Source organism: Duganella caerulea (genome assembly GCF_040362985.1).
Lineage (GTDB): Bacteria > Pseudomonadota > Gammaproteobacteria > Burkholderiales > Burkholderiaceae_D > Rugamonas > Rugamonas vulcania.
Genome location: NZ_BPWJ01000014.1, coordinates 1 through 18,513 on the forward strand (window position 1 = coordinate 1; position 18,513 = coordinate 18,513).

Below are 18,513 nucleotides of genomic sequence, written 5' to 3' on the forward strand. Positions count from 1 at the left end.
GTTCTTCGGCGTGTCGCACAGCTCCTACAACGCCACGCTGGCTTACGAAAAGGGTCCGGTCAGCGCGCGCTTGTCCTATGTATGGCGCTCCGCCTTCCTGGCCAAGAACGAAGCGGCGTTGTTTGCCAATCCGATTGGTATCTGGCGCAGTCCGGAAAAGAGTATCGACATGCAGGTCTCCTACAAGATCAACGACCGGATGTCGGTCGATATCAGTGGGGTCAACCTGACCAATGAAATGCAGCAGCAGTACTACCACTTCGGTAGTGCCGGTACGCCGCAGTTGACCAATTTCGGTACGCTGCAGACCGGACGTTCGGTCTCGGCTGCCCTTCGCTGGCAGATGTAACGGTAAGACCCCAAGAGCGTTCCCGTTAGCGGGAACGCCAACCTGTTGGAGTATCGGATGTCGAATCAAAAATTGTCGTTGGTGGAAAAAATAGGCTTCGGCGCTGGAGACATGGCGCTGAACGTGGTGATCTCGTCGATGATGTTGATCATTACCTTCTTCTACACCGACATCTACGGCCTGAAGACGATGGACCTGGCGCTGATGTTCGGCGTGGTGAAGTTCGTCGGCGCGATGGCCGACCTGACCATGGGCCAGATCACCGACCGCTTCACCAGCCGCTGGGGGCGTTACCGTCCGTGGCTGCTGCTGCTGGCCGTGCCGTATGGCCTCAGCGTCTTCTTCGTCTTCACCACGCCCGATTGGGGCTACAGCGCCAAGCTGGTTTGGGCCTATTCGACCTACATCATCATGACCATCATGACGGCGGGCGTCGGCATTCCGTACATCTCGCTGCCCAGCGCCTTGTCCAAGGATCCGCAGGAGACCTTGTCCGCCAACGGCTACCGCCTGTTCTTCGCCAAGATCGGCGCCTTCATGGTGACGGTGATCGTACCGCTGTTGTCGGAGCGCTGGGGCGGCGGCAACGCGGCCGCGGGCTACCAGTTCGCCATGGCCGTGATGGCCGGCATGGGCGTGCTGCTGTTCCTGTTCTGCTTCTTCACCACGCAGGAGCGCGTGCAGCATGTGGTGCAGCGCCAGTCGCTGTGGGCGCAGGTGAAGGTGCTGGTCCGGAACGACCAGTGGCTGATCCTGTGCGGCGTCTGCGTGACCGGCACCATCGGCTACGTGGTGCGCGGCTCGGTGGCCATCTACTACGCCAAATACTATCTCGGCGCCGACGGCCCGACCATCTCGGCCTTCCTGTCCACCGGCGTGGTGGCCGCCATCGTGTCGATGATCGCCTCCACCTGGATCACCAAGGTCTATTGCAAGGTCAACCTGTTCCGCTGGACGCAGATCGGCGTGGGCCTGATCAGCGCCGCGATGTACTTCTTCGTCGGGCCGGGCGACACCGTGCTGGCGTTTGTGCTGTACTTCCTGCTGTCGTTCGTGGTGGACCTGCATGCGCCGGTGTTCTGGTCGGCCATCGCCGAGACCATCGACTACGGCGTCGTCAAGACCGGCAAGCGCGTGTCGGGCTTCGCGTTCGGCGGCATCTCGGTCTGCCAGAAGGCGGGCATGGGCATCGCCGGCATCCTGGTCGGCAAGCTGCTGACGCACTTCGCTTATGTACCCAATGTCGAGCAGACCGCTTACGCGCTGCACGGCATCGTCTTGATGATGACGCTGATACCGGGCTTCTTCCACACCATCATGGGGCTGTTGATGTTCAAGTACCGTATCAACGACAAGTACTACAGCGAAGTCAAGGCGGCGATGGGAGTCAAAGGCTATGTGGCAGTCTAATTTTCAGGAAATGGAAGCAATGGAAGAAGTTCTCACTCCGCTGATCGAGCAGCGCGCCGATCCTTTTATCATTCGTCACAGCGACGGCTATTACTACTTCACCGCCTCGGTGCCGCAGTACGACCGCATCGAGCTGCGTCGCGCGAAAACCATCGCCGGCCTGGCGGACGCGGAGAAGGTCGATGTCTGGCACAAGCCGGACACGGGCCCGTACAGCGAACTGGTTTGGGCGCCGGAGCTGCATTTCAATGAAGGCGCCTGGTACGTCTACTTCGCCGCCGCGCCGAGCCGCGAGATCAAACACAAGCTGTTCCAGCACCGCATGTACGCGATTCGCAACGCCAATCCCAATCCGCTGGAAGGCGAGTGGGAGTTCATGGGCCAGATCGACACCGGCATCGACACCTTCTGCCTGGACGCCACCACCTTCACCCACAAGGGCCAGCTGTACTACCTGTGGGCGCAGAAGGACGTGGCTATCGAGGGCAATTCCAACCTGTACATCGCGCCGATGAAGACGCCGTGGCAGCTGGGCGGCCCGCCGGTCATGCTGAGCAAGCCGGAATTCGATTGGGAGATCCGTGGCTTCTGGGTCAACGAAGGGCCGTCGGTGCTGAAGAAGAACGGCAAGATCTTCATCAGCTACTCGGCCAGCGCCACCGACGAGAACTACGCCATGGGCCTGTTGTGGGCGGACGACCGCGCCAACTTGCTGGATCCCACCTCGTGGGCCAAGTCGCGCCAGCCGGTGCTGCAGACCTGTTTCGAACACGGCGTGTACGGACCGGGACACAACAGCTTCACCATCGGCGACGATGGCGAGACCGTCATGTTGGTTTATCATGCACGCACTTACACCGAGATTATCGGCGATCCGCTGTGGAACCCGGACCGGCACACCTATGTCAAACCACTCAAGTGGGACGAGCAGGGCATGCCGGTATTTGGAAAGCCCTCGATAGCCTGAACGCACCGCGCAAGCGGAAATTTATAGAACACTCGCGGCGGCCACGGAACAAATTCCGTCGGCCGCCGTTGCCGTAGAAAGCCTCCATGCAGCCAAATGTCACCGCAGCACCCTTCGGCCCCGAAGCCACCCTGTACACCCTGACCAACGCCAACGGCATGATCGTCAAGATCAGCGACCTTGGCGGCGTGATCACCGAGATCCACGCGCCCGACCGAGACGGCCAGCTGGCCGATGTCTGCCTGGGCTTCGACGATGCCGCCGCCTACCTGGGCGAATCCCACTACTTCGGCGCGCTGATCGGCCGTTACGGCAACCGCATCGCCAACGGCCGCTTCACGCTGGACGGCGAGACCCACCAGCTGGACGTGAACAACGGTGTAAATCATTTACACGGAGGCGTGGACGGCTTCCACCGCCGCATGTGGGAAGCCGAAACCTTCGCCACGCCCAAATCGGCGGGCCTGATCCTGAGCTACCTGAGCGCCGACGGCGAGCAGGGCTACCCCGGCAACCTGGAAGTGACGGTCATCTACGAACTGCGCGACAATAACGAATTGCGTATCGCTTTCCATGCCATCACCGACAAAGCGACACCGGTCAACCTGACCAACCACGCCTATTTCAACCTGGCCGGCAAGGGCGACATCCTGTCCCACGAGCTGACCATCGCCGCCGACGCCTACACCCCGGTCGACAGCGGCCTGATACCGACCGGCGAGCTGCCCGCGGTGGCGGGCACGCCGTTCGACTTCCGCACGCCGCACGCGATCGGCGCCCGCATCGACGCGGACGACGAGCAGCTGCGCCATGGCGCCGGCTACGACCACAACTTCGTGCTGAATAAATCCGCCTCGCGCGCGCTGGAACTGGCGGCCCGCGTGCGCGATCCGTCGTCCGGCCGCGTGCTGGAGGTGCTGACCCAGGAGCCGGGCGTGCAGTTCTACAGCGGGAACTTCCTCCACGACGGCATGAGCGGGAAAGGGCGCATCTACGGCCATCGCAGCGGCTTTTGCCTCGAACCGCAGCATTATCCCGACTCGCCCAACCGTCCTGAATTCCCGTCGACGATACTGCGTCCCGGCGAGGAATACACCACCGTCATGGCTTACCGCTTCAGCGTCGAGGACTGATACCAAATCAGGTATCAAAGTCGAATAATAATTTATTGGAAAGATATCTCAGTACAACTTAGTATGGCTTCATCGATGCGGGGGCATGACATCAGGCTCCCGTACAGGAACATACTGAGGAGATATGCATGTCCGAGAACGACAAAAAGGTGAAGCTGCGCTCCGCCGAGTGGTTTGGTACGCAAGACAAGAACGGTTTCATGTATCGCAGCTGGATGAAGAATCAGGGTATCCCCGATCATGAATTCCAGGGCAAACCTATCATCGGCATCTGCAACACGTGGTCCGAGCTGACCCCTTGCAATGCCCACTTCCGCAAGCTGGCGGAACACGTTAAGCGCGGCATCCTGGAGGCGGGCGGCTTCCCGGTCGAATTCCCGGTGTTTTCCAACGGCGAATCGAACCTGCGCCCGACCGCCATGTTGACCCGTAACCTGGCCAGCATGGACGTCGAGGAATCGATCCGCGGCAATCCGATGGACGGCGTGGTGCTGCTGGTCGGCTGCGACAAGACCACGCCGGCGCTGCTGATGGGCGCCGCCTCGGTCGACATCCCGACCATCGTCGTCAGCGGCGGCCCTATGCTGAACGGTAAACTGAACGGCAAGAACATCGGCTCCGGCACCGCCGTGTGGCAGCTGCACGAGCAGGTCAAGGCCGGCGAAATCTCCATGCACGAGTTCATGTCGGCGGAATCGGGCCACTCCCGTTCCGCAGGCACCTGCAACACCATGGGCACCGCGTCCACGATGGCCTGCATGGCCGAGGCGCTGGGCACCACGCTGCCGCACAACGCCGCCATCCCCGCCGTCGATTCGCGCCGCTACATCCTGGCGCACATGTCGGGCATCCGCGCCGTCGAGATGGTGAAGGAAGACCTGAAGCTGTCGAAGATCCTCAAGCGCGAGAACTTTGAAAACGCGATCCGCGTCAACGCCGCCATCGGCGGTTCCACCAACGCCGTGATCCACCTGAAGGCCATCGCCGGCCGCATCGGCGTGGACCTGGAGCTGGAAGACTGGACCCGCGTGGGCCGCGGCACGCCGACCATCGTCGACCTGCTGCCGTCGGGCCGCTTCCTGATGGAAGAGTTCTACTACGCCGGCGGCCTGCCGGGCGCGATCCGCCGCATGGGCGAGGGCGACCTGGTGCCGCATCCGAACGCGTTGACCGTCAACGGCAAATCGCTGTGGGAAAACTGCAAGGAAGCGCCGATCTACGACGATGAGGTGATCCGTCCGCTGGACAAGCCGCTGTTGAAGGATGGCGGTATCTGCATCTTGCGCGGCAACCTGGCGCCGCGCGGCGCCGTGCTGAAACCATCGGCCGCCACGCCGGAGCTGATGCAGCATCGCGGCCGCGCCGTGGTGTTCGAGGACTTTGAACACTACAAGAGCCGCATCGTCGATCCTGAACTGGAAGTCGATGCCAACTCGGTGCTGGTGATGAAGAACTGCGGCCCGAAAGGTTATCCCGGCATGGCCGAAGTAGGGAACATGGGCCTGCCGCCGAAACTGCTGGCGGCCGGCGTCAAGGACATGGTTCGCATCTCGGATGCGCGCATGAGCGGTACCGCCTACGGCACCGTGGTGCTGCACGTGGCGCCGGAAGCGATGGCCGGTGGCCCGCTGGGCATCGTCAAGGACGGCGACTGGATCACGCTCGATTGCGCCGGTGGCTTGCTGAACCTGGAGATCACCGATGAGGAGATGGCGGCACGCCAGGCCGCACGCGTGCCCGGTTCTGCGCCAGGTCCTAAGACCGGTTACCAGCAGCTGTACATCGAACACGTGCTGCAAGCCGACGAAGGCTGCGACTTCGACTTCCTGGTCGGGAACCGTGGATCGGCCGTGCCGCGCCACTCGCACTAATCAAAATCCGGAGACACCATGCTACTCGTACAATTCAAGAACGAACAAGGCGCGCGCCAGATCGGCGTGCTGGAACAGAACACCATCCGCGTCATCGAAGGCTACGACACCACCTACGCACTGGCGCAAGCCGCGATCCGCAAGTCGGTCGGCCTGGCCGACCTGGCGGCGCAAGCCACCGGCGCCGCCGTGGTGGCGTTCGACGCCGTCGCCGCGGCCGGCCGCCTGCTGCCGCCGCTGGACCACAGCGACGACGCGCACTGCTACGTCACCGGCACCGGCCTGACCCACCTGGGCAGCGCCGACACCCGCGACGCCATGCACAAGAAAATCGGCGGCGACGTCGAATCGCTGAGCGACTCCATGAAAATGTTCCGCATGGGCGTGGAAGGCGGCAAGCCTGCGGCGGGGCAGGCCGGCGTGCAGCCGGAATGGTTCTACAAGGGCGACGGCTCGGTCGTCGCCGCCAGCGGCCAGGCCCTGAACATGCCGGACTTCGCGCTGGACGGCGGCGAAGAGCCTGAAGTAGCGGGCCTGTACGTGATCGGCGACGACGGCCAGCCATACCGCGTGGGCTACGCCATCGGCAACGAGTTCTCGGACCACGTGACCGAGCGCCAGAACTACCTGTACCTCGCGCACTCCAAGCTGCGCGCCTGCGGCCTGGGCCCGGCGCTGCTGGTCGGCGAAGCGCCGGCGCACATCGAAGGCACCTCGCGCATCTACGACGTGGAAGGCAAGGTCCGCTGGGAGAAAGCCTTCTTCAGTGGCGAGCAGAATATGTCGCACACCATCGCCAACCTGGAGCACCACCACTTCAAGTACCCGCTGTTCAAGCGTCCGGGCGATGTGCACATCCACTTCTTCGGCACGGCGACGCTGAGCGTGGCCGACAACATCGTCGTCAAGCCCGGCGAGACGTTTGAAATCGACGCACCGCAGTTCGGCCCAGCCCTGCGCAACAAGCTGGCCGTGTACAAAACCGAAGTCGCGAAAGTGAAAGCGTTATGATCATCACCGGTGAAGCACTGATCGGCGGCGTCGCCGTCAAAGGCACGGGCAGCCCTGTCCGCGCCTACAATCCATCGCTGCAGCAGCCGATGGAGCCTGCATTCCATTCCGTCGATTTCGACCAGATCGACCAGGCCTGCCGCCTGGCCGACGCGGCGTTCGACACCTTCCGCGCGCTGAGCGACGAGAAGCGCGCCGTCTTCCTCGAGACCATCGGCGAGCAAATCATGGCGCTGGGCGATGTGCTGGTGGAGCGCGTGATGGCCGAAACCGGCCTGCCGCGCGCCCGCATCGAGGGTGAGCGTGGCCGCACCGTCGGCCAGCTGAAACTGTTTGCCAACCTGCTGCGCGAAGGCTCGTGGAACGACGTCCGCATCGACAAGGCGTTGCCGGATCGGGCGCCGCCGCGTCCGGACCTGCGCATGCGCATGATCGGCCTCGGTCCCGTTGCGGTTTTCGCGGCCAGTAACTTCCCGTTGGCTTTTTCTGTAGCCGGCGGCGACACCGCGTCGGCACTGGCTGCCGGCTGCCCGGTGGTGCTGAAGGCGCACTCCGCGCATCCCGGCACGTCGGAGCTGGTGGGCCGCGCCGTGGTCAAGGCCGTTGAGCTGTGCGGCCTGCCGGCAGGCGTGTTCGCGCTGCTGACCGGCAGCGGCAATGGCATCGGCCAGGAGCTGGTGCGTCATCCGGCCATCAAGGCGGTCGGCTTCACCGGTTCGCGCAGCGGCGGTACCGCGCTGATGGCTGTTGCGGCCGCGCGTCCGGTGCCGATTCCCGTGTATGCGGAAATGAGCTCGATCAATCCGGTGTTCCTGATGCCGCGCGCACTGGCTGCGCGCACCGAGGACATCGCCGGCGCCTTCGCCGGTTCGCTGGTGCTGGGCGTGGGGCAGATGTGCACCAATCCCGGTTTGGTGATCGGCGTCGCCGGCCCTGAGCTGGACCGCTTCGCCAACGCCGCCGCGCAAGCGCTGGCCGGTGGCGCCGCGTGCCCGATGCTGTCGCCGGGGATTGCCGGCAGCTTCCAGCGCGGCGTCGCCCAGCTGGCCGAGCATGCGGATGTGAGGACCCTGGCGCTGGCGCCGCAGGCCGAAGGCAAGGGTGCTCCAGCGCTGTTCGTCACCAGCGGTGCGGCTTTCCTGTCGCAGCATGCGTTGTCGGAGGAGGTATTCGGACCAGCTTCGTTGGTGGTCGCCTGCAAGGACATGGCGGAACTGCGCCAGGTCGCCGAAAGCCTGGAAGGCCAGCTGACCGCCACGCTGCAACTGGACGATGGCGACCTGGATGAAGCGCACAAGCTGCTGCCTGTATTGGAGCGCAAGGCCGGCCGCATCCTGGCCAACGGCTTCCCGACCGGCGTGGAAGTCTGCAGCGCGATGGTGCACGGTGGTCCGTTCCCGTCGACTTCCGACGGACGCAGTACCTCCGTCGGCACGGGCGCGATCGTGCGCTTCCTGCGTCCGGTGTCGTACCAGAACCTGTCGCAGGCCTTGCTGCCAGAGGTCTTGCGCGACAACGGCCCAGTGGTATGGCGCCGCCGCGAAGGCGAATTGACGCGGGGCTGATCCACCACGGCATGGGTTCCCGCCTTCGCGGGAACGACGGCGCCCCTCGTCATTCCCGCGAAAGCGGGAACCCATGCTGAGTAAAAAAACACATAAAAAAAGCAGGAGACAGCATGACCCAACTAGCCAAATTTGGCAGCCTGCGCGGCAAGCGCGTATTCATCACGGGCGGCGGAACCGGCATCGGCGAAGCGATGGTGATTTCCTTCGCGGAGCAGGGCGCGCAAGTGGCCTTCGTCGACATCGCCCGCGACGCCAGCCTGGCGCTGGTGCGGCGCGTGAAGGAAGCCGGCTATCCCGAGCCGCTGTTCCGCCAGTGCGACATCACCGACATCCCCGCGCTGCAAAAAACCATGTCCGAATTGTCGGCCGCCGTCGGCGACTTCGACATCCTTGTCAACAATGCCGCCAACGACCAGCGCCACGACACGGCCGAAGTGACGGTCGACTACTGGAACGAGCGCATCGCCATAAACCAGCGCCCGATGTTCTTCACCTGCCAGGCGGTCCTGGAAGGCATGAAGAAAAAGGGCGCCGGCTCGATCATCAACGTCGGTTCGATTTCATGGCACGTCAAGAACGCAGGCTATCCGGTCTACGCCACGTCCAAGGCGGCGGTGCACGGCCTGACGCGCGGCCTGGCGCGCGAATTCGGCGCACACGGCATCCGCGTCAACACGGTCACGCCGGGTTGGGTGATGACGCAGCGTCAGATCGACCTGTGGCTGGACGAAGCGGGCGAGCAGGAAATCCAGCGCAACCAATGCCTGCCGACCAAGCTGATGCCGCAGCACGTCGCCTCGATGGTGCTCTTCCTCGCCGCCGAAGACGGCGCCATGTGCACCGCCCAAGAATTTATCGTCGATGCCGGCTGGGTTTAATTCAAAAAATGAAGTCAAAAAATTATAACGAGGAGATAACAATGAACTACATTAAACAAGGCGTACTTTCCCTTTGCCTGCTGGCTTCCGGCGGTGCCTTCGCGGCCGACGCGGTCGGCCTGACCATCGACGCCGCCAAGCCCGGCGCGGTGATCAACAAGGATATCTACGGCCAGTTCGCCGAGCATCTGGGCACCGGCATCTATGAGGGCATGTGGGTCGGCCCCAAGTCGAAGATCCCGAATACCAAAGGCTGGCGCAATGACGTCGTCGGCGCGCTGAAGGCCATGCATGTGCCGCTGGTGCGCTGGCCAGGCGGCTGCTTCGCCGACGAGTACCACTGGAAGGATGGCATCGGCCCACGCGAGAAGCGTCCGGTCAAGGTCAACACCAACTGGGGCGGTGTGGCGGAATCGAATGCCGTCGGCACCCACGAGTTCTTCGACCTGGTCGATCTGCTGGGCGCGGACGCCTACGTCAACGGTAACCTGGGCACCGGCAGCGCGCAGGAGATGTCGGAATGGATCGAGTACATGACCTCCGACAGCCAGTCCACGCTGGCCAACCTGCGCCGCAAGAACGGCCACGAGAAGCCGTTCAAGGTCGCCTATTTCGCGATCGGTAACGAGGCCTGGGGCTGCGGCGGTAATATGTCGCCGGACCACTACTCGGACCTGTACCGGAATGTCGAGACCTTCCTGCGCGCGCCGCAGCAATACCGTCCGAAGATGATCGCCAGCGGCGGCAACGACAACGACCTGACCTGGTCCGAGGTGCTGAGCAAGCGCCTGAAGTCGCAGGCCGACGGCATCAGCTTCCACTACTACACCATCCCGACCGGTAAATGGGAAGTGAAGGGCGCCGCCACCGGCTTCCCTGAAAAAGAGTGGATGTCCACGCTGACCAACACGCTGCGCATGGAGGACCACATCGTCAAGAACTCCGCGGCGATGGACAAGAACGACCCTGAGAAGAAACTGGGCCTGTTCGTCGACGAATGGGGCACCTGGTACGACGTGGAGAAGGGCACCAACGCCGGCTTCCTGTTTCAGCAGAACACCCTGCGCGATGCGGTTGTTGCAGCACTTAACTTCAACATCTTCCATGCCCATGCGGACCGCGTGCGCATGACGAATATCGCGCAGATGGTCAACGTGCTGCAGTCGATGATCATCACCGACAAGGACAAGATGGTGCTGACGCCAACCTATCACGCCTTCGAGATGTATGTGCCGTTCCAGGGCGCGACCTCGCTGCCGCTGACGTTGTCGAACAATCCGCAGTACACGCTGGATGGCGCGAGCGTGCCGGAGATCAGCGCGTCGGCCGCTCGCGGTACGGACGGCAAGCTGTATCTGGCGCTGGTCAACACCAATCCGGGCCAGGACGCGGACGTGGCGATCAATGTGCCGGGTCAGACGATCAAGTCGGTCAAGGGCCGCGTGCTGACCGCCGCCGCGATGGATGCGCATAACAGCTTCCAGGCGCCGCAGGCGATCAAGCCGGCGCCATACAGCGCCAACGCGGTGGACGGCAAGCTGACGGTGAAGATCCCGGCCAAGGCCGTTGTCGTCGTCGCGGTGGAGTGAGACCATGAGCGAACACGATATCTCGGTATCGCGCCGTAGGGCCATCGCCGGCGGCGTAGCATTGCTGCTGGCAGGCTGCGGTGGCGGCGGTGGTGGTGGCGCAAGCCCGGTAACGCTGGCGCCTACCCCGACGCCGACCCCAACTCCGACGCCGACACCTACGCCAACTCCGACGCCGACTCCAACACCGTCGCCGACGGCGATCACCTTCGGCGACGTTTCGGTGCACGATCCGGCGCTGATCAAGGTGGACGGCACCTACTACGTCTTCGGCTCGCACCTGGCCGCCGCCAAGTCGACGGACCTGATGAACTGGACCAAGATCGCGGACGGCGTCAACGCCACCAACCCGTTGTTCAACAACGTCGTCACGGCGCTGGCGGACACCTTCACCTGGGCGCAGGTGACGGACCTGTGGGCGCCGGACGTGGTGAAGCTCGGCGACGGCAAGTTCTACTTCTACTACAACGCCTGCAAAGGCGATTCGCCCCGCTCCGCGCTGGGCGTGGCGGTGGCGGACAAGGTCGAGGGCCCGTACGTCAACAAGCAGATCATGCTCAAATCCGGCATGTGGAACCAGATCAGCGAGGACGGCGTCAATGTCTACGATGCGCTGACGATGCCGAACGTGGTGGATCCGAACACCTTCTTCGACAAGGACGGCAAGCTGTGGATGATCTACGGCTCCTACTCGGGCGGCATCTTCATCCTGGCGATGGACCCGGCCACCGGCTTGCAGAAGCCGGGCCAGGGCTATGGCAAGCACCTGATGGGCGGGAACCACAGCCGCATCGAAGGCGCGTATGTGATGTACAGCCCGCAGTCGAAGTACTACTATCTGTTCACGTCCTTCGGTGGACTGGATGCGAACGGCGCCTACAATATGCGCGTTGCACGCTCGCTGAATCCTGACGGCCCATACGTGGACGCCAAGGGCAACGACATGGCGAACGTCAAGGCGAATCCCGCGCTGCCGCTGTTCGATGACGCCAGCATCGCGCCGTTCGGCCAGAAGATCATGGGGAACCACCAGTTCGCGCTGGCGGATGGCGAAACGGGAACGCCGCTTGGCTACGTATCGCCTGGCCACAACTCCGCCTACTACGAGGCGGCCACCGGCCAGTACTTCCTGGTGTTCCACACACGCTTCCCCGGCACCGGCGAGTTCCACCAGGTCCGCGTGCACGAGATGTTCATCAACGAAGACGGCTGGATCGTGGTGTCGCCGTTCCGTTACGCGCCGCTCAGCAAGAATGCGACGCCGTTGTCGGCCGATGTCACCGCTGCCGATGCCGCTGGAACGTATAAGATGATCAACCACGGCAAGGACATCACGGCGGCGATCAAGCCATCGCAGAATGTCAAGCTGGCCGCGGATGGTACGGTTTCCGGAACAGCTACCGGCACCTGGAAGCATAATGGCGCCAACAAGATCACGATATCGCTGGGCGCCACCGGAACGTTCAACGGCGTGCTGTCGCGCCAGTGGAACACCAACGCCGGCGCTTTCGTGGTGACGTGGACGGCGCAGTCGGTGGACGGCGTGTCGATCTGGGGCGCGCGTACGGGGAGTTGAAATGAAGTCTGCGGTATTTGCATTGTGCCTTGCGGCGGCGTCGGTTTGCGCCGCCAAGGAGGTCAGCGTTCATGATCCTGTCATGGCGAAGGAGGGCGATACCTGGTATGTATTCAGCACCGGGCCGGGTATCACTTTCTACAGCTCCAAAAACATGAAGGACTGGACGCCGGAAGGTCGCGTCTTCAAGGGCGATCCGGCGTGGGCCAAGCGCGCTGCGCCGACCTTCGACGGCCATGTCTGGGCTCCGGATGTTCACTTCCATAACGGTCGATACTATTTATATTATTCCGTTTCGGGCTTCGGCAAGAACACCTCGGGGATAGGCGTCACCGTCAACAAGACGCTCAATCCCCGTTCGCCGGACTACCGCTGGGAAGACAAGGGCATGGTGCTGCAATCCGTGCCGCTGCGCGACGACTGGAACGCCATCGACCCGAACATCGTTGAAGATGGCAAGGGCGGGGCGTGGATGGCGTTCGGTTCCTTCTGGAGCGGGCTGAAACTGGTCAAGCTGAACGCGGATTGGACCGGCCTGGCGGAGCCGCAGGAATGGCACGCCATCGCCAGCCGCTCGCGCGGGCCGTCGGTGGCGGACAAGTCGGCGGGGCCGGACGAGATCGAGGCGCCGTTCATCTTCAAGAAGGGCGACTACTACTATCTGTTCGCGTCGTTCGGGCTTTGCTGCCGCAAGGGCGATAGCACTTACCATGTTGTCGTCGGCCGCTCCAAAGATGTCACCGGTCCTTATGTGGACAGGAATGGTGTCGACATGATGAAGGGCGGCGGCTCCGTTGTCATCGCCGGCGACAAGGACTGGAAAGGCCTGGGCCACAATAGCGCCTACACCATCGATGGCAAGGACTTCATGGTGCTGCATGCATACGAGACGGCCGACAACTACCTGCAAAAACTGAAGATCATGGAAATGAAATGGGACGCCACCGGCTGGCCGACAGTAGACGCGGCAGACCTGAACCGCTACCGCAGCAACCAGCTGCCTACGCCATGACGGTCATGAGGGCCGCGTTGCGCGGAGCGGCTGCGCTGGCGGCGGCTGCGATGCTGTGCGCCGCCTCCGCAGCGGCCACCGCCTCGGCCTCCGCAGCTGCCAAGGCCTCCGGCACCGCAGCCGCCACCCCCTCGGCCTCCGCCGCTATCCGCTCGGTCTCCGGCTTCGCCACGGTCCGCTCAGTCGCCGCCGCAACAGCCGCGCCGCTGCACCTGTTCCCGCTCGCCGACGTGCGGCTCGGCGACAGCCCCTTCCTGGAGGCCCAGCGCACCGACCTTCATTACTTGCTGGAGATGGAACCCGACCGCCTGCTCGCGCCATTCCTGCGCGAAGCCGGCCTGCCTTTGAAGCAGCCCAGCTACGGCAACTGGGAATCCTCCGGCCTGGACGGACACCTCGGCGGCCACTATCTGTCCGCGCTGGCGCTGATGTACGCCTCCACCGGCGACGAGGAAGTACTGCGCCGCCTGAACTACTTCGTGGCGGAGCTCAAGCGCTGCCAGGAACGCAACGGCAACGGCTACCTTGGCGGCATCCCGGACGGCAGCACCGCCTGGCAGGCCATCGCGAAGGGCGACCTCCACGCCGATAACTTCTCGGTCAACGGCAAGTGGGTCCCGTGGTACAACCTGCACAAGGTGTACGCCGGCCTGCGCGACGCCTACACCTACGCCGGCAACGCGGACGCCCGCGCCATGCTGATCGCCATGTCCGACTGGGCGCTGGAACTGACCTCGCACCTGAGCGAGGAGCAGATGCAGTCCATGCTGCGCAGCGAACACGGAGGCATGAACGAAGTGCTGGCCGACGTGGCCCAGATGACAGGTCAGAAAAAATACATGGACCTGGCGATCCGCTTCTCGCACCAGGCCATCCTGCGGCCGCTGGAAGAGGGCAAGGACCAGCTTACCGGCCTGCACGCGAACACGCAGATCCCCAAGGTGATCGGCTTCAAGCGCATCGGCGACATCACCGGCCGCCGCGACTGGCAGCAGGCCGCCCAGTTCTTCTGGCAGACCGTTCACGATCACCGCACCGTCGCCATCGGCGGCAACAGCGTCAAGGAGCACTTCCACGACGATAAGGACTACTCGCCGATGGTCGAAGAAGTCGAAGGCCCCGAGACCTGCAACACCTACAATATGCTCAAACTCACGGAGCTGCTGTTCCTCGGCGACGCCAAGGGCAGCTACACCGACTACTACGAGCGTGCGCTGTACAACCATATCCTGTCCTCGCAACGGCCGGACAGCGGCGGCTTCGTGTACTTCACGCCGATGCGGCCCAACCACTACCGCGTCTACTCGCAGGTGGACAAGGCCATGTGGTGCTGCGTCGGCTCGGGCATCGAAAGCCACGCCAAGTACGGCGAGTTCATTTACGCGCATCGCGGCGACCAGCTGTACGTGAACCTGTTCATCCCTTCGACGCTAAACTGGCGCCAGCAGGGCGTGACGATCACGCAGGCCAACCACTTCCCGGACGAAGACCGCAGCACTATCACGGTCAATGGCACCAAGGCCTTCACGATGAAGATCCGCTACCCCGAATGGGTGGCGCGCGGCGCCTTGCGCATCACGGTCAACGGCAGGCCTGTGGCGGCCAATGCGGGCGCGGACCGCTACGTCAGCCTGCGGCGCCAATGGCGCGACGGCGACAAGGTCGAGATCCGCCTGCCGATGAAGACCCATCTGGAGCAGATGCCGGACAAGTCCAACTACTACGCGGTGCTGCACGGCCCCATCGTGCTGGCGGCGCGCACCAATCCCTTCGCCGGCGAAAAGCTGAACTTCTTCGCCGACGACTCGCGCATGGGGCACGTGGCGCAGGGCCAGGTCTGCCCGCTGGAGTCCGCGCCGATGCTGGTCAGCGACACCAAGGCCTTCATGGACCGCTTCAAGCCGGTGCCCGGCAAGCCGCTGACGTTCACGGCGCCTGGTCTGGTGCAGGGCAAGAACGGTGACGACAACGTCACCTTCATCCCGTTCTTCCGCCTGCACGATTCGCGCTACGTCGTCTATTGGCCGTATTCGACACCGGCCAATCTCGCATCCATGCAGGCCAAGGCCGCGCAGGACGAGGCGGACCGCCTGGCGCTGGACGCGCAGACCATCGACCAGGTGGCGCCGGGCGAGCAGCAGCCGGAGTCGGATCACTTCTTCAAGGGAGAGGGCGCCGATGCGGGCGTCAACAAAGGCCGCCACTGGCGGCACGCGAGCGGATGGTTCAGTTACGACCTGACCGACAAGAAGGCCGAGGCGCGCACGCTGCGGCTGACATATTCGACTTTGGATGCCGGCCGCCGTTTCGATATCTTTATCAACGGCCAGCCGCTGGCCGAGGTCACCCTGGACGCAACGGCGCCGCAGGAGATCTACACCAGGGATTACGCGATACCGCCTGCCATGGCGGCCGGCGGCAAGTTGACCGTCAAATTCGTGGCCCGACAGGGCTCGATGGCGGGCGGCTTGTACGGTTTACGCCTCTTACGCTGATACTTGAATTGGTATCAAACTGCTTAAAAATATCATTGGATAGATATTTGGGATTCTCATAGTATCTGATCCATAAAATACACAATCCATCTGGAGACTTTGCCATGAATAGCAATCGCAGAACCGTATTGGCCGCAGCATGCCTCGCCGCCTTCGCCTTCAACGTACCGGCCTTCGCGGCCAAGCCGCTGGTGATCGGTTTCTCGCAGGTCGGTGCCGAAAGCGAGTGGCGCACCGCGAACACCGTCTCGATCAAGGAAGCCGCCAAGAAGGAAGGCATCACCCTCAAATTCGCCGACGCCCAGCAGAAGCAGGAAAACCAGGTCAAGGCGATCCGCTCCTTCATCGCCCAGCGCGTGGACCTGATCGCGTTTTCGCCGGTGGTGGAATCGGGCTGGGACACGGTGCTGCGCGAAGCCAAGGCCGCCAAGATCCCCGTCATCCTGACCGACCGCGCAGTCAATGTCAGCGATCCCACCTTGTACGCCACCTTCCTCGGCTCGGACTTCGTGGAAGAAGGCCGCCGCGCCGGCCGCTGGCTGCTGGAACGCGCGAAGAAGACGCCTGATGCCGTAATCAATATCGTTGAGTTGCAAGGCACCGTCGGTTCGGCGCCGGCGCTGGACCGCAAGAAGGGCTTCGATGAAGTCATCGCCGCCAATCCAAAGCTGAAGGTGATCCGCTCGCAGACCGGCGACTTCACCCGCGCCAAGGGCAAGGAAGTGATGGAGGCTTTCCTCAAGGCCGAGGGCAAGAAGATCAATGTGCTGTTCGCGCATAACGATGACATGGCGATCGGCGCCATCCAGGCCATCGAGGAAGCCGGCATGAAGCCGGGCAAAGACATCGTAGTCATTTCCATCGACGGCGTCAAAGGCGCTTTCGAGGCGATGATCGCCGGGAAGTTGAACGTGACCGTGGAGTGCAATCCGCTGCTGGGTCCTCAGCTGATGCAGCTGGCGCGCGATGTCGTCGCCAACAAGCCGGTGCCTAAGCGCGTGGTCACCCAGGAAAGCGTGTTCCCGGCCGAAGTCGCGGCCAAGGAATTCCCGAACCGTAAATACTAAGCCGATGACTAACATAACTTCCGCGCCTGCGCCGGTGCTGGAGCTGCGCGGCATCAGCAAGGCATTCCCCGGCGTGCAGGCCTTGAGCGGCGTGGCGTTGAACCTGTATCCGGGCGAGGTGCATACGCTGATGGGCCAGAACGGCGCCGGCAAATCGACGCTGATCAAGGTGCTGACCGGTGTGTACACGCCGGACCAGGGCGAGATCCTGCTGGATGGCCGGGCGATACAGCCTTCGTCCACGCTGGAAGCGCAGAACTTGGGCATCAGCACCGTTTATCAGGAAGTGAATCTTTGCCCGAATTTGTCGGTGGCGGAGAATATCTTCATCGGCCGTTATCCGCTCAAGCGCGGCGGCATCGACTGGGCCGCCATGCAGCGGCAGGCGGTGGAGCTGCTGGAGCGGATGCAGATACGGATCGACGTGTCGCTGCCGCTGGCGCACTATCCGCTGGCGATCCAGCAGATGGTGGCGATCTCGCGGGCCTTGCTGGTGTCGGCCAAGGTACTGATCCTCGATGAGCCGACTTCCAGCCTCGATGAGAAGGAAGTCGATCTGCTCTTCAGCGTTCTGCGCGGCCTTCGCGAGCAGGGCATGGCGATCCTGTTCGTCACCCACTTCCTCGATCAGACCTACGCGATTTCGGACCGCATCACGGTGATGCGCAACGGCGAGCGGGAAGGCGAGTACGCCTGCAGCGAGCTGTCGCGGTTCGACCTGGTGAACAAAATGGTCGGTGCCCCGGCGTCGGTTGCGGCCGATGCTGGTGGCAGCGCCACGGTCACCGCCACGGCGGCCACGCCATCGAAGTTCCAGACCTTCCTGCGCGCCGTGGGCCTTAGCCGCAAGGGCGCGCTGTCGCCGATGGATATCGAACTGCGCCAGGGCGAGTTGCTCGGCCTTGCCGGCTTGCTGGGCTCGGGCCGCACCGAGGCGGCACGCCTGCTGTTCGGCGCGGACAAGGCCGATGGCGGCAGCATCGTCATCGATGGCAAGGAACGCAGCTTCACATCGCCGCGCGACGCCATCGCGGCCGGCATCGGCTTCTGCTCCGAGGACCGCAAGCATGAAGGCGCGGTGCTCGAACTGTCCGTGCGCGAGAACCTGATCCTCGCGCTGCAGGCCCGCACCGGCATCCTGCGCGCCATTCCGCTCAAACGCCAGCAGCAGCTGGCCGAGGAATACGTCAAGGCGCTGGGCATCAAGACGGCCAGCATCGAAACGCCGATTGGCACGCTCTCCGGCGGCAACCAGCAGAAGGTGCTGCTGGCGCGCTGGCTGGCCACCGATCCGAAGATGCTGATCCTGGACGAGCCGACGCGCGGCATCGACGTGCGCGCCAAGCAGGAGATCATGGACTACGTGACGGCCCTGTGCCGCAAAGGCATGGCCATCCTGTTCATTTCGTCCGAACTGCCGGAGGTGCTGCGGGTCAGCGACCGCGTGGTCATCATGCGCGACCGCAAGGCGGGCGGCGAGTATCCGCGCGGCGCGCTGGACGAAAGCTCGGTGCTGCAGGTGATCGCCGCCGGAGACGCCCATGAATAGCCCGCTGAACCAAGCCAGCGCTCCCCGCGCAGCCGCCG

13 protein-coding genes and 1 pseudogene are annotated in these 18,513 nt (G+C 63.4%); all 14 read left to right on the plus strand.

The window, feature by feature from the left end:
- A pseudogene (locus ACUJB0_RS28670) lies at positions 1 to 349 on the plus strand (TonB-dependent receptor); the annotation flags it as partial.
- Between the two features lie 57 nt (positions 350 to 406).
- The gene (locus ACUJB0_RS28675; RefSeq protein WP_444848226.1) at positions 407 to 1,759 is read left to right on the plus strand and encodes an MFS transporter; all 1,353 of its coding nucleotides are present in this window, start codon (positions 407 to 409) and stop codon (positions 1,757 to 1,759) included.
- A gap of 19 nt (positions 1,760 to 1,778) precedes the next feature.
- Positions 1,779 to 2,726 carry a glycoside hydrolase family 43 protein gene (locus ACUJB0_RS28680; protein ID WP_444848227.1) on the plus strand — a complete coding sequence of 316 codons (948 nt, stop codon included), beginning with the start codon at positions 1,779 to 1,781 and terminating at the stop codon, positions 2,724 to 2,726.
- An 86-nt stretch (positions 2,727 to 2,812) separates the two neighbouring features.
- Complete coding sequence (locus ACUJB0_RS28685) at positions 2,813 to 3,859, plus strand: aldose epimerase family protein (protein WP_444848228.1); 1,047 nt, start codon at positions 2,813 to 2,815, stop codon at positions 3,857 to 3,859.
- 128 nt (positions 3,860 to 3,987) lie between these two features.
- Positions 3,988 to 5,730: an IlvD/Edd family dehydratase gene (locus ACUJB0_RS28690; protein WP_444848229.1), complete on the plus strand. Its 1,743-nt coding sequence runs from the start codon at positions 3,988 to 3,990 to the stop codon at positions 5,728 to 5,730.
- 18 nt (positions 5,731 to 5,748) lie between these two features.
- Positions 5,749 to 6,741 (plus strand): AraD1 family protein, encoded by a 993-nt coding sequence (gene araD1, locus ACUJB0_RS28695; protein WP_444848230.1) that lies wholly within the window; start codon positions 5,749 to 5,751, stop codon positions 6,739 to 6,741.
- A complete protein-coding gene (locus tag ACUJB0_RS28700; protein ID WP_444848231.1) occupies positions 6,738 to 8,306 on the plus strand; it encodes an aldehyde dehydrogenase (NADP(+)) in 1,569 nt (522 codons plus the stop codon). Before araD1 ends, ACUJB0_RS28700 begins: the two co-directional genes overlap by 4 nt.
- A gap of 113 nt (positions 8,307 to 8,419) precedes the next feature.
- Positions 8,420 to 9,187, plus strand: coding sequence for an SDR family NAD(P)-dependent oxidoreductase (locus tag ACUJB0_RS28705; RefSeq protein WP_444848232.1), 768 nt, complete (start codon positions 8,420 to 8,422; stop codon positions 9,185 to 9,187).
- Between the two features lie 41 nt (positions 9,188 to 9,228).
- Complete coding sequence (locus ACUJB0_RS28710) at positions 9,229 to 10,776, plus strand: alpha-N-arabinofuranosidase (protein WP_444848233.1); 1,548 nt, start codon at positions 9,229 to 9,231, stop codon at positions 10,774 to 10,776.
- 4 nt (positions 10,777 to 10,780) lie between these two features.
- A complete protein-coding gene (locus tag ACUJB0_RS28715; protein ID WP_444848234.1) occupies positions 10,781 to 12,352 on the plus strand; it encodes a glycoside hydrolase family 43 protein in 1,572 nt (523 codons plus the stop codon).
- Position 12,353: 1 nt separating this feature from the next.
- On the plus strand, positions 12,354 to 13,364 hold the full coding sequence (locus ACUJB0_RS28720; RefSeq protein WP_444848235.1) for an arabinan endo-1,5-alpha-L-arabinosidase: 1,011 nt from the start codon (positions 12,354 to 12,356) through the stop codon (positions 13,362 to 13,364).
- On the plus strand, positions 13,361 to 15,859 hold the full coding sequence (locus tag ACUJB0_RS28725) for a beta-L-arabinofuranosidase domain-containing protein (protein WP_444848236.1): 2,499 nt from the start codon (positions 13,361 to 13,363) through the stop codon (positions 15,857 to 15,859). Before ACUJB0_RS28720 ends, ACUJB0_RS28725 begins: the two co-directional genes overlap by 4 nt.
- Positions 15,860 to 15,963: 104 nt before the next feature.
- A complete protein-coding gene (locus tag ACUJB0_RS28730; protein WP_444848237.1) occupies positions 15,964 to 16,926 on the plus strand; it encodes an ABC transporter substrate-binding protein in 963 nt (320 codons plus the stop codon).
- A gap of 4 nt (positions 16,927 to 16,930) precedes the next feature.
- Positions 16,931 to 18,475 carry a sugar ABC transporter ATP-binding protein gene (locus tag ACUJB0_RS28735; protein ID WP_444848238.1) on the plus strand — a complete coding sequence of 515 codons (1,545 nt, stop codon included), beginning with the start codon at positions 16,931 to 16,933 and terminating at the stop codon, positions 18,473 to 18,475.
- The last annotated feature ends 38 nt before the right edge of the window (positions 18,476 to 18,513 follow it).

Coding starts and splice junctions, on each gene's coding strand:
- ACUJB0_RS28675 (WP_444848226.1), top strand. CDS start 407: ATGTCGAATCAAAAATTGTCGTTGGTGGAAAAAATAGGCTTCGGCGCT.
- ACUJB0_RS28680 (WP_444848227.1), top strand. CDS start 1,779: ATGGAAGAAGTTCTCACTCCGCTGATCGAGCAGCGCGCCGATCCTTTT.
- ACUJB0_RS28685 (WP_444848228.1), top strand. CDS start 2,813: ATGCAGCCAAATGTCACCGCAGCACCCTTCGGCCCCGAAGCCACCCTG.
- ACUJB0_RS28690 (WP_444848229.1), top strand. CDS start 3,988: ATGTCCGAGAACGACAAAAAGGTGAAGCTGCGCTCCGCCGAGTGGTTT.
- araD1 (WP_444848230.1), top strand. CDS start 5,749: ATGCTACTCGTACAATTCAAGAACGAACAAGGCGCGCGCCAGATCGGC.
- ACUJB0_RS28700 (WP_444848231.1), top strand. CDS start 6,738: ATGATCATCACCGGTGAAGCACTGATCGGCGGCGTCGCCGTCAAAGGC.
- ACUJB0_RS28705 (WP_444848232.1), top strand. CDS start 8,420: ATGACCCAACTAGCCAAATTTGGCAGCCTGCGCGGCAAGCGCGTATTC.
- ACUJB0_RS28710 (WP_444848233.1), top strand. CDS start 9,229: ATGAACTACATTAAACAAGGCGTACTTTCCCTTTGCCTGCTGGCTTCC.
- ACUJB0_RS28715 (WP_444848234.1), top strand. CDS start 10,781: ATGAGCGAACACGATATCTCGGTATCGCGCCGTAGGGCCATCGCCGGC.
- ACUJB0_RS28720 (WP_444848235.1), top strand. CDS start 12,354: ATGAAGTCTGCGGTATTTGCATTGTGCCTTGCGGCGGCGTCGGTTTGC.
- ACUJB0_RS28725 (WP_444848236.1), top strand. CDS start 13,361: ATGACGGTCATGAGGGCCGCGTTGCGCGGAGCGGCTGCGCTGGCGGCG.
- ACUJB0_RS28730 (WP_444848237.1), top strand. CDS start 15,964: ATGAATAGCAATCGCAGAACCGTATTGGCCGCAGCATGCCTCGCCGCC.
- ACUJB0_RS28735 (WP_444848238.1), top strand. CDS start 16,931: ATGACTAACATAACTTCCGCGCCTGCGCCGGTGCTGGAGCTGCGCGGC.